Origin of the sequence: Bradyrhizobium sp. JR4.3, assembly GCF_040547695.1 — a bacterium.
GTDB classification, from domain to species: domain Bacteria; phylum Pseudomonadota; class Alphaproteobacteria; order Rhizobiales; family Xanthobacteraceae; genus Bradyrhizobium; species Bradyrhizobium canariense.
In genome coordinates this window covers 96351-108728 of record NZ_JBEPQF010000020.1, presented here as the reverse complement: position 1 = coordinate 108728, position 12378 = coordinate 96351, and the positions used below count along the sequence as shown (strand labels likewise).

5 protein-coding genes are annotated in these 12378 nt (G+C 65.8%); 1 reads left to right on the top strand and 4 read right to left on the bottom strand.

The features are described from left to right. Window positions 1–52 precede the first annotated feature (52 nt). The 4 genes from ABIB91_RS27485 to ABIB91_RS27470 all read right to left on the bottom strand — a co-directional run bounded on the left by ABIB91_RS27485 (window position 53) and on the right by ABIB91_RS27470 (window position 8771). Complete coding sequence (locus ABIB91_RS27485; RefSeq protein WP_354168935.1) at window positions 53–1030, bottom strand: LLM class flavin-dependent oxidoreductase; 978 nt, start codon at window positions 1028–1030, stop codon at window positions 53–55. Then, entirely contained in the window at window positions 1027–1758 is a 732-nt protein-coding gene (locus tag ABIB91_RS27480) for a 4'-phosphopantetheinyl transferase family protein (protein ID WP_007600598.1), read from the bottom strand. The genes ABIB91_RS27485 and ABIB91_RS27480 overlap by 4 nt, the downstream gene beginning before the upstream one ends. A 245-nt stretch (window positions 1759–2003) precedes the next feature. Beyond that, complete coding sequence (locus tag ABIB91_RS27475; RefSeq protein WP_162847227.1) at window positions 2004–2174, bottom strand: hypothetical protein; 171 nt, start codon at window positions 2172–2174, stop codon at window positions 2004–2006. A gap of 141 nt (window positions 2175–2315) precedes the next feature. Continuing rightward, a complete protein-coding gene (locus ABIB91_RS27470) occupies window positions 2316–8771 on the bottom strand; it encodes a non-ribosomal peptide synthetase (protein WP_354168930.1) in 6456 nt (2151 codons plus the stop codon). Window positions 8772–8913: 142 nt separating this feature from the next. Between ABIB91_RS27470 and ABIB91_RS27465 the strand changes: the two genes are divergently transcribed. Continuing rightward, the gene (locus tag ABIB91_RS27465; protein ID WP_354168927.1) at window positions 8914–12378 is read left to right on the top strand and encodes an ATP-binding protein; all 3465 of its coding nucleotides are present in this window, start codon (window positions 8914–8916) and stop codon (window positions 12376–12378) included.

Below are 12378 nucleotides of genomic sequence, written 5' to 3'. Positions count from 1 at the left end.
TCCCCGTAAGAACGGGGAGAGGGAGAAGAGGCACTTCCTTGATAATTCGATCTCAAAACATCCCGCTTGCCGCGAGCGCCTTGCAGACGTGCTGCATCTCGGTCTCGTCTGCGACCATGTCGAGCATGATCGTGGTCAGCCCCTTCGCGGCAAACTCCTTCAGCTTCGCGCCGATCTCCGCGTAGCTGCCGACGAGGTAGGGGCAGTCGGCCTGGAAGGTCAGGAACGGCAGCAGCCAATAGCCATTGTCCGCGAGCTCGCCGCTCTGGCCTTCGTAGAGGCGCCGTTTCCACACGGAATCGCTGTTCTCCACGGTGAGCACGAGCAGCTCGCGATCGTCGGCATTATCGCGGAAACGCGCCTTTGCCGCTTGCCGTGCCTCGTCGCGTCCCTCGCGGGCGAAAATTCCAAAATTCATGCCGGGCGCATCGAGGCCGCGGTCGAGATCGGGCGGCAGCATCTGCATCTTGATGCAGCCGGTCTCCTTTGCGACGCGCTGTGCCGGCTCGGACTGACCTGCGACGAGAAATTCCGGCATCAGCTCCGGCGGCAGGCGTGGTCGCAGTTGCAGGTTGCTTGCACGGTAGAACCGGCCCTCGAAAGTGGCCGGCCGCGGGCTTGCCAGCAGCTGGCGCATCAGCGCAATGAATTCGCCGAGCCGGACATAGCGGTCGGCATGCGACTGCTCGTCGCCGAGCCCCTGCAAATCGCTGACCGCCGTCCCCGTGATCATGTTGAGATAGACCTTGCGGCGGTGGAGCTGCGCAAAGGACGAGACGAATTTTGCCGCCGTGAACGGGTGCATGTAGACCGGATTGACCGCGATCAGCGGCGAGGACCTCGTCGTCTCGCTGATGATGTGCTGGGCCATCGCCCAAGGCTCGACGAACACGTCGTTGCCTTCGAACAGCAGGATGCCTTCGAAGCCGTTGCGGTCGGCGAACTGCGCCACTCGCATCAACTCACCGACATATTTCTTGGGGTCGCGGTTGCGCGAAATCGCGGGAAAGACACGCAGCCGCGGCGTCATTCAGCTGCCTCCTGCAGCGGCCACGCATTGCGCGTGATGGGAAGGCCGCCGCTGGCGCGGGAGCCGTCGGCGATCGCGAGACGATGCGAGGGCGACGGCGAGATCAGCTGGAATCGCCACCCTTGCGGATCGTCGGCGATATCGGGCTTGAAGCTGATCTCGATGGCCTCGCGCGATACCTGCATGGCGAAGGCGTCGAGCGGCAAATTGAGGCCGAAACCTCTGGCCTTCAGATAGGCTTCTTTCAGCGTCCAGTAGTCGAAGAAGCGCTCGGTCGCGGCGGGCTCCGGCAGCCCGCGCAGCGCTTCGACCTCTTCCGGCGCGAAGAACCGAAGCGCGGTCGACAGCGGCGCCACCCGACGCGACACGGTCTCGACGTCGACGCCGACGGTCTCATGCCCTGACACGACGCAGGCGACGCAGCCGTCGGCGTGCGACAGGCTGAAATGCAGCGTGCTCGAGGTCTTGGGCGATGCGACAAACGGCCGCCCGTAACGCCCGGCCGCAAATGACCAGTCGGTCGGTGCGACCTCAGGTGCGACGTGGGAGAGCGCAAGGCGCAACATCGCGTGCGCGAAAATATACTGTCGCTGGTGCCGCTCGAACACGAAGCGGTCGGCTCGTACCCGTTCGTCGACCGAGAGCAGGCGCCGGCACGTATCAACCGCATCCGGCGCGTCAAAAGTCTCGATCAGTCCGACAAACAGTTCAATTCTGTCGTCTGCCATCAATTGGGCCCATGGCGTCAGGCCGGGGCCAAATCCCCTGCCATGACGGAAGAATCAACTGAGCAAGAATCAACTGAGCGGACCGCTTCTAGCGGTCCACTCCGGCGAATCCTTGTCGATTGCTGGCCGGTTTACGGGCGCAAGCTTGTGCGAGACCCCAACTCGACACGCGAGCGGCCAAATCTGAAAACTGAAGCCCGAAAACTGAAGCCTGAAGATTCGTGCGGCGTCCCGGCCGACGAGTCTTACGTCTTCTTCTTCTTGGACTTCTTGGAGCCGCCCAGCATCGAAATGCTGGCGTCGACGTCCTTCAGCGCGGACTGCAGCTTCTTCTTCTCGGCGCCGAGCAACTTCTGCAGGGCCTTGCGGTCCTTGTCACTCAACGAGGTGCCCTTGGTAAATTTGATGAAACCCATAACGAACTCCCCGGTTGAAAATAATCGTCCAAATCAAAACGCGAGAATAATCTTGCGCGATGGCGCCAAATAATCAAGATGCAACTTGGTCATTCACAGCTTTGACGGGTGACCCCGTATTCGCCCGTGCTGTACGGCCGGTCATGCCGCCCTGCGATTGAGCAATCGGCCGAGTGGCGCATTGGGTTGGGCGAGGGCGGCCCCGAGCAGCGCGACGAGATCCTCCATCCACTGGCCGACCGTCGCGCCGCCGAGCAGCTCGCTCTTGTAATTGCATGAACCGGTGATTCCCGTCGGTCGCTCCTTGAGCATCAGCGACAGCCAGGTCTGGTCGATCGGCAGCACCGGCTGGCCTTCGCGGGCGATGTTGCCGATCGATCCCGTCGTGAGATCAGGCAGATCGAGCGGCTGGCGCAGCGGATTTTGCAGGGTGAAATAGACCTGGAGCAGCGAGGCCGGATTGACCCCCTCCTGCTCCAGATGGTCGGCCAGGATGTTGAACGGCAGCTCCTGGCGCGCATGCGCGTCAAGCACGCTCTGGCGGACCCGGACCACGGCCTGCACGAACGACAGCTCCGGCGTGATTTTGGTGCGAACGATCACCGTGTTCTCGAACGGACCGACGATCCGGTCGGTGTCCGGCTGGGCGCGATTGGCCATGGCGGTGGCGATCGAGATGTCGTGGCGGCCGGCCCGCGCCAGCAGCACGGCTTTCAAGCCGGTCAGCAGGCACATGAACAGCGTGCAATTGTGCTGGCCGGCGAAAGCCGCGAGCCGGCCGATCAGCTCACGATCCAGGCTGACGGGATGGTGCCCCCTGGACGGGCCCGGACTTGATCCGCCCTCGAAGAGGGGAGGCGCCCCGCGCAAATTCTCGGTCCAGTCGGCCGCCTGATGGCGGGCGGCATCGGTGCCGCACCACCAGCGCTGCCAGCGCGCCACGTCCGAAAAGGCCGGCGGCGATTTCGGCAGCGGCACCGAAGGATAGCCAGCCAAGGCCGCATAGCGGCTGGACAATTCCTCGAACAGCACGCCGATCGACCAGCCGTCGACAACGGCGTGGTGCAGCGTCAGCAGCAACACGTGATCGCAATCGTGGAGCCGCAACAGCCGGGCGCGCAGCAGCGGCGCGCGCGTGGTGTCGATCGGGACATAGGTCTCCTGTTCGATCAGGAGATCGATCTTGCGGAGCTCCAGCGCCTTGCGCCGCTTGTTGTTGTGGGGCTGGCCGTCGCCGATCGTCTCGACGGTCAGGACACGGCCGAGGGCGCCGGGCGCGGCGATGCGGCTGACGGGCTCCCCGCCGCTCCAGCCAAAATGGGTCCGCAGCGATTCGTGCCGGCGCACGATGTCATCGATCGCCTGCGCCAGGGCGGCCAGATTGAGCGGCCCCTGAAGACGGAAAGCGAAAGGCAGGTTGAACAGCGGCAGTCCGTGAAGATTCTGCTCGATCCGCAGCATCTGGTCCTGCGCGATCGAGAGCGTGGGAGGGCTGCCTTCGGCCAGGCTCGCTGTAGCCAGCCTTGCGAAACCTGCGGCCGGCTTGCGCGGCTTGGCCGCCACGGCCTCGTCTACCCGCCGGGCAAGCTCGTCGATCGTCGGTGCCTCGAAGATGGTCTTGATCGGCAGCGACACGCCGAGCGCCCGGGCGACGCGCGCCATGATTTGGCCCGCCAGCAGCGAGTGGCCGCCGAGGTCGAAGAAATTGTCGGTGACGCCGAGGCTCTCGATCTTCAGCAGGTCGATCCAGATGTCGGACAGCACCTTTTCGGTGAAGCGCCGCGCCGGCACGGTCGCATCCGGTCCGGACGTTTCCTGCTGCGCCGGCGCCAGCAGCGCGGTCCGGTCGATCTTGCCATGGGCATTGAGCGGCACCTGATCCAGGAACAGGAACGCGGACGGGATGGCATGGCCCGGCAGCCGGCTCTTCAGGAAGTCGCGCAGCTCGCTGGCGCTGCTCCGGCTGCCCGATCTTGCGACGATATGGGCAATCAGCCTGACATCGCCGCTTGCTTCGCGGCGCGGCTCGACGATGCCGGCGCGCACACTGGGATGGTCGGAAAGCGCGTTCTCGATCTCCTTGAGCTCGATACGGTAGCCGCGAACCTTGACCTGATGGTCGGCGCGACCGAGGCATTCGATGGTGCCGTCGGCACGGCGGCGGGCGAGGTCGCCGGTCCGGAACAGCCGGCTGCTTGCTTTGCGCGAGAACGGATCGGGTAGGAAGCGCTGCCGGTTCTGCGCGGGGTCGTTGACATAGCCGCGGCCGACACCGGCGCCGCCGATGCAGAGCTCGCCGGTCACGCCGACCGGCTGCGGCTGCAGGCTTGTGTCGAGCACGTAGAGCTGCATGTTCGGCAGCGGCGCGCCGACCGGGACGTTGCCCGTCGTGATCGCCGGCGCCTTGGTCAGGCGATGCAGCGAGACGTCGTCGGAACATTCCGAGGCACCGTAGGCATTGATCAGCGGCACTTTCGGACAGCGGGCGAACCAGGCCTTGCAGAGATCGACGGGCAGCGGTTCGCCGGTCGAGATCAGAAGGCGCAGCCTCGCAAAGGCGCGTCGGACCTGTGCCTCGTCCATGCGATCGAGGATCACACGCAGCAGCGACGGGACGATCTCGAGCACCGTGATACCCTCGCGCTCGATCTCGCGCGCGAGCAAAATCGGGTCCTGCACGATCGCGGTACCGCACACATGGACCCGCGCACCGACTATGGGCCCCGCGAGGAACTGCCACACCGAGATGACAAAACTCTGCGGCGCGGTCTGCGCGATCACGTCCCGGGACGTGAGTTTCAGCTCGGAGATGAGCGAGGCCAGATGGTTCGAAAGCCCGCGCTGCTCGATCATGACGCCCTTGGGCGCGCCGGACGACCCGGAAGTGTAGATGAGATAGCCAAGGCTCGACGCCGCGCGCCGCGTTGCACGGGCCGGCTTGGTCGACGCCGGCGCGATCGCGTCCTCGAGCTCGGCCACCTGAAGGCGCTCGACCAGCGGTTCGAGCAGCGCCTCCGCCATGGACGACTGCGACCGTCCGGTCAGCAGCATGCGGGCGCCGCTCGATCCGAGGATGGTTGCGAGCCGTGCCGGCGGCTGGTCGGGATCGAGATTGAGGAAGGCGGCGCCCACGCGTTGCACGGCGATCATCGCGGCAAGCAGGTCGGGTCCGCGCTCCGCAAGCAAGGCGACCACGGCCTCGGCGCCGACGCCTTCGAGGGTGAGCCAGCGCGCGGCCGCTTGGCTGCGGCGCGCCAGCTCGCGGTAGCTCAGGGATGTGCGGCCGTCCGACACGGCGATCGCGTTCGGCGTCTTCTTGGCCTGGCGGTCGAAACGTTCGCTCAAATTGCCGCGCGTGGCGAAATCGGCCGGCACGCCCCGGCCCTGCGCCAGCAGCTGCCGGCGTTCGGTCTCGCTCAGGAGCGACAGGTGCGAGATGCGCTGCTCCGGATCGGCGATGACGGATTTGAGCAGGGTTTTGAACTGAGCGGCCATGCCCTCGATCGACGCCGCGTCGAACAGATCGGTGGCGTATTCGAAGAAGCCGGTGAAACGGCCGTCGGCCTCGACCAGTTCGAGCGTGATGTCGAATCGCGCCACTTGTGGATCGATCTCGATCCGCCGCGTCGACAGACCGGAGAATCGTGCCGCCTCAATCGAGGCGTTCTGGAGGATGAACATGATCCGGAACAGCGGATTGCCGTCGCTCCTTCGCGCGATCTGAAGCGAGCGCAGGACCTCTTCGATCGGGAGGTCCTGGTTGCGATAGGCATCGAGCGTGACCTGCCGGACCCGGCGCAACATGTCGCCGAAGCTCGGATCGCCGCCGAAATCATTGCGCAGGATCAGGGTGTTGGCGAACAGTCCGATCAGGCGCTCGCTCTCGATCTGGTTGCGGTTGGCGATCAGCGATCCCGTCGCGACATCCTCGTGTCCGGTGTGGCGGAACAGCAGGCACTGGAACATTGCGAGCAGGGTCATGAAGGGCGTGACGCCCTGGTTCTGGCTCAGCGCACGCAGGTCGGCCGAGAGAGTTTTGGAGAATTCGAGATAGTGACGGGCACCGTGGCCGCTCCAGACCTCCGGCCTTGGCCGGTCGGTCCGCAGCGGCAGCGTGGTGACGCCGTCCAGTTGCGTCCGCCAGTAATCGAGCTGTTCGTTGGCGGCCGGCGTGTGCGCCCAGTTCTGCTGCCAGAGCCCAAAGTCGCGGTACTGGAAGGCGGGCGCAGGCAGTGTTGCCACGCCGTTCTTGCGCGCTGCCGAATAATGGGCGGCGAGTTCTTCCCAGAACAGCCGCTGCGACCAGCCGTCGGTGACGAGGTGATGGACGTTGACCACGAGCGCATGGCTGCTCTTGTCGAACGAGAGCAGCGTGACCTTCAGCGGCGGCTCGTGCGCAAGTTCGAACGGATGTTGCGCGAGCCGGAGCGCTTCGCGCCTGACAACAGCGGCCCGCTTGTCCGCGGGGCAGGGCTTGAGCTTGATCCGCTCGAACCGCGGCAGCGATTGCACGACAAGCTGCACCGGCTCGCCCTCGCGTTCGACGATGACCGACCGCAACGCCTCATGGCGCGCCGACACCGCGGCGAGGCCAGTAGAAAGTGCGGCGACGTCGAGCCCACCCTTGAGGAGCGCGACTTCGACGACGTTATAATTGTAGCGCGTGGGGTCGAGCCGCGAGAGCACGTACATCCGCTGCTGCTGGAACGACAGCGGCGCGTCTGCTTCCCCGGCCTGGCGCCAGGCCGGCAGCATCGTTTCGCGATGGGTTGCAGCGGTCTCGATCCGGGCCGCAAGCGCGGCGGGCGTGGCGCAATCGAAAACGTCCTCGAACGAGAAATCGACATTGAAGCGTTCGCGCAGGCGCGAGCGCATCTGCGTCACCGCGAGCGAGTCGGCGCCGAGCGCGAAGACATCCTGATCGCTCCCGACCTGCGGCAGCTCCAGCAAATTGGCCCAGATCCCGGCGAGCTCAGTCTCCAGCGCGTTGCACGGCAGACGGGCCGCCTCCTCGCCGCCGCCCACTGTTGCGATCAGCTCGGCCAGCGCATTGCGCTTGACCTTGCCGCTAGCGCCTTTCGGCAGCGTCGCGACGCTGCGGATCAGGCTCGGCACCTTGTAGGCCGCGAGCCGTTTCCGCGCGAACTGGCGCAAATGGTCCGAGGTCGCCTCGGAATTCGGCCGCAGCACCACGATTGCGGCGACGTTCTCGCCGAGCTTTTGGTGCGGGACGGCAAACACGCCGGCCTCCAGCACTGCCGGATGGCTGAGCAGAACCTCTTCCACCTCCAGAGGCGAGATCTTCTGCCCGCCGCGGTTGATGACGTCCTTGATACGGCCGACGATGAAGAGATAGCCGTCGGCGTCGAGATAGCCGAGATCGCCGGTCCTGAACCAACCGTTGCGGAAGGCGGCCTGCGTCGCCGCCTCGTCATTATAGTAGCCGCGGCTCATGTTGGGTCCGCGCAGCATGATCTCGCCGAGCTCGCCGCAGGCGAGCGCGCGGCCGGTCTCGTCCATGATGGCGATCTCGGGGCCCGCGGCGCGGCCGACCGATCCGACCTTGCGCAGCTCGAACGGGTTGGCCGCGATCTGCGAGGCCGCCTCCGTCATGCCGTAGGTTTCGAGCACGGGAACGCCGAACGTCGCCTCCAGCCCGTCGAGGATCGCAGGCGCAAGCGAGGCCGAGGCGGAGCGGATCACGCGCAGCGACGACGATCGGGCGAGATCCGGGTTGGCTTCCGCCGCCGTCAGCAGCGCGCGATGGATGGTCGGCACTGCGGTGTACCAGGTCGGTTGCAGCTGCCGCATCCAGCCGAAGAAGGAGGCTGCGTCGAAACCCTCGGTACAGATCACGCTGGAGCCCGCGGCCAGCGCCGTTAGCAGGCCGGAGATCAAACCATGGGCGTGAAACAGTGGCAGGACGTTGAGCAGACGATCGTGGGACGCAAGCGACAGCACGCGGCCGGCATTGTAGGCGGAGAGACACACGTTGCGATGCGTCAGCGGCACCATCTTCGGCCGCGCCGCGGTGCCCGAGGTCAGCAGGATGAACGCGTCATCGTCGCCGCGCGAGGCGCCGCTGCTGCTCGCCGGTCCAACAGCCGGCCCGACGAACGTGCAGCCGCCGAGATCGTCTTGCGCCCCCGGCACGAAATCGATCATGGCAATATCGAGCGCCTTGGCGACATCGCGGGCCGCCGAGTTCGTGTCGGCCCGGGTGACGAGCGCCGTCAGCTTCAATTCGCTGAAATAGCGTTGCAGCTCGTCCACCGTCAGATCGGGATTGACGGGGACGCAAGCGCAGCTCGAGGCGACCGCGATCAGGGCCAGTGCGCTGTCGGCACCGCGCGGCAGCGCAACCGCAATGCGGTCGGCAGGGGCGATGCCAAACCCGCGCAGCGTGCGGACGAGATCCTGCGTCCGCGCGCCAATCCCGCCGTAGTTGAGGACCGGCCGGCCGGGGGCGAGGAGGGCGGGGGCCGCCGGCGTCTTGCGGGCATGGAAATCGAGAAGACCGCCGATATCCGCGAATATCTCCGTTTCGGCCGTCGTGCTGGCCAATTCCTGCGGCGCTGGGCGTGTGGCGTCCGACAATTTCGTTCCCTTTTGATCCGATTGGGCTATTCTTCCAAGAAGTTAGGGAACGCGTCCAGTCTGAGGTGAAGTTTTGGGCCCAAAATCTGTGGTTGCGGGGCCCTAAGCCCTTCGACGGAGTGATTGGTCGGGCGGAATCACCATGCTGGAGAATGAGCCGGGCACGGGAGCGGAAGGCGGGCTGAAGCGCTGGCTCGAGGGTATCGGTCTTAGCCACTATACCGATCTCTTCGCGCAGCACCGTCTCGATCTCGACGTCATGGGAGACCTGACCGAATCCGATCTCGTCGAGCTTGGATTGCCGCTCGGCGATCGCAAGCGGCTCCAGCGAGCCATGACCGCGTTGTTCCGGGCCGAAACCGCTGAAAAGCCCAACGCGACGGCGCGCCCGCAAGTCCGGACGGAGGTCGGCGCCGAGCGGCGTCAGCTCACCACCATGTTCTGCGACATGGTGGATTCCACCTCGCTTTCGGTGCAGTTCGATCCGGAAGACGTGCGCGACATGATCGCGAGCTTCCGCGAAACCTGTGTCCGCGTGGTGAAGCATTACGAAGGTTTTGCCGCCCGCTTCGTCGGGGACGGTATTTTGGTCTATTTCGGCTATCCGACCGCACATGAGGACGACGCCGAGCGCGCCGTGCGAGCGGGGCTGGAAATCGTCCGGGTGCTGTCGACCGCCCGCGCGATCGAGCCACGTGGTGCGCTCAGCCACTCACCCGCCGTCCGCATCGGCATCGCGACCGGTCTCGTCGTGGTTGGGGACCTCGTCGGACAGGGCACCGAAGAGCGCGACTCCGCGGTCGGAGAAACCGTCAATCTCGCCGCGCGGCTGCAAAGTCTGGCGCCGCCCAACGGCGTGGTGATTTCCACGTCGACCCAGTCGCTGCTGAAGGGGAAGTTCGACTACCGCGATCTCGGCGTCCACGCGCTGAAGGGCATCTCGGAGAAGGCCCAGGCTTGGCACGTGATGCGCGCCTCGCGGGTGGAGACCCGCTTCGCCGCCGCGATGGGCACGCGGCTGACCCCGCTCGTCAACCGCGAGGAGGAGATTGCGCTGCTGATGGGGCGCTGGCAGCAGGCCAAGGAGGGCGAGGGCCAGGTCGTGGTCAAGTTCGGCGAGCCCGGCATCGGCAAGTCGCGCATCATCCAGGAAATCTTCGAACGGATCGCCGGTGACCGCCATGGACAGGTCTCGTTCCAGTGCTCGCCCTATTACACCTCCACGGCGTTCTATCCGTTCGCCGAGCAGCTCAAATACTCTCTCGGTCTCGATCGCGAAGATGCGTCCGTGCAGTCGCTGGCGAGCCTGGAGACCGCGATCGCTGCCGCTCATGGCGACATCGAGCAGGTTGCGCCGCTGCTTGCCGCGCTGTTGTCCATTCCGACCGGTGACCGCTATCCGCCGCTGGAGCTGTCGCCGCAGCAGCAAAAGGATGCGACCGTCGCGGCGCTGGTCAATCATTTCCTCGGCCTTGCGCGCGAGCAGCCGCTGGTGATCGCATTCGAGGATCTGCACTGGATCGACCCGACGTCCCGTGAGGTGATCGATCTCCTGGTCGACCGGGCACAGAACCGGGCAATCCTGGTCATCATCACCGCGCGCACCGAATTCCAGCCGAGCTGGAACGCCCATTCGCATATCACGACCCTGGTGCTGAGCCGGTTGAGCCGGCAGTTGCGCGCGACGCTGGTCGAGCGCGTGGCGGGACGCGAGCTTCCCAAGGAAGTCATCGAGGAGATCATCGTCAAGACCGACGGCGTGCCGCTGTTCCTGGAGGAGCTGACCAAGACGGTTCTCGAATCCAACCTCCTGACCGAACGGCACGGGCGCTACGTGCTGTCGGGCCCGTGGCGGCAGCTTGCGATCCCGGCGACGCTGACGGACTCGCTGATGGCGCGGCTGGACCGGATGGGGCCGTTCAAGCGGATCGCGCAGATCGGCGCCACTATCGGCCGCGAATTCTCCTACGAGACCCTGCACGCGGTCGCCAACACGCCCGCCGAACAGATCGAGGCCGCGCTCAATCATCTGGAGGAGGCCGGGCTGATCATGCGCCGCGGCCATCCGCCCGACGCGCTCTACTCCTTCAAGCACGTGATGATCCAGAACGCCGCGCATGCGAGCTTGCTGCACAGCGAGCGGCGCAAGCTGCATTCCCGGATCGCCCAGGTGCTCGCCGAGATGTATCCCGAGAAGACCGAGCGCGAACCGGAACTGCTCGCCCATCATATGACCGAATCCGGCCAGAGCGAGAGCGCCGCCAGCTTCTGGCTCAAGGCCGGCAAGCAGGCGGCCAAGAGTGGCGCCAATCTGGAGGCGATCGGGCATCTGGGCCGCGGCCTCAGCGTCGTGCAGGCCAATGCGCGCATGCAGGGCGCCGACGAGATGGAGCTCGAGCTGCGCATCGCGCTCGGCAACGCGCTGATCGCCGCCAAGGGCTATGCCGTGCAGGAGGTCGAGGAGAACTACGTTCGCGCCCTCGAACTCGGCCAGCAGCTCGACGATGACGAAAAGGCCTTCGCCGCCACGCGCGGGCTCTGGGTCTGTCATTTCATCCGCGCCGATCTGACCCGCGCGCACGATCTCAGCGTCGAGCTGTTGAAGTTCGCCAAGCGCGAGCGGCTGAACGAGGGGACGCAACCGGCGCAGCAGACCGGCTATCTGATCGAGGCGCATCGCTCGATCGCGATGACCATGCTCTATCGCGGGCGCTTTGCCGCGTCCCAGCATCATCTGCACCGCTGCATCGACCTCTACAGCCCCGACCTGCACTCCGATCTGATGGAGCGGCACGGCACCGATCCCGGCGTCGTCTCGCTGTCCTATCTCGGCTATCTGCTGTGGTTCCTCGGCCGGCCCGACGCGGCGCGCCAGCACAGCGAGCAGGCGATCGCGAACGCCGAGAAGATCCGCCACCCCTTCACGCTCGCCTTCGCGCTCGTGTTCGGCGCCTATCTCTGCCAGCATTTGCGCGATGTCGAGGGCACGCGCGACCACGCCAACCGTGCCATGATCATCGCCACCGAGCACAACTTCCTGCACTGGAAGCAGCAGGCGGCGATCCTGCGCGGCTGGGCGCTGGCGCAGCTCGGCGAGGCCGACGAAGGCCTCAGCCAGATGCGGTTCGGCCTCGACGAATACGAAGCGATGGATTCCTGGCTCGCCGGCTGCTGGTTTCGCTGCCTGCTTGCGGAGGCCTACGCCAAGGTCGGGATGCGCGATGCCGCCTTGCGCGCGCTGGACGGTGCGCTCGCGACCGCAAGACGGACCGGCGACCACTCCTACCTCGCCGAAGTCTACCGCCTGCAAGGCGAGATCACCCTGTCGGACGGGAATCCGGCCTCGGTGCAGGAGGCCGAGGACCTGTTCAACCTGTCGCTGGAGATCGCGCGCAAACAGGGCGCGCTGTCCTGGGAGCTTCGCACGGCCGTCAGCCTCGCGCGCCTGTCGCACGAAGGCGGCAAGCGCGAGCACGCTCGTCTCCTGCTCGTACCGATCCTCGGCAAGTTCAGCGAGGGCTTCTCCACGCCGGACCTGAAACAGGCGATGCAACTGATCGACGAGCTCGGCGCGGGCGCGCTTGTTCGTGAACAGGCCGATCCCTGA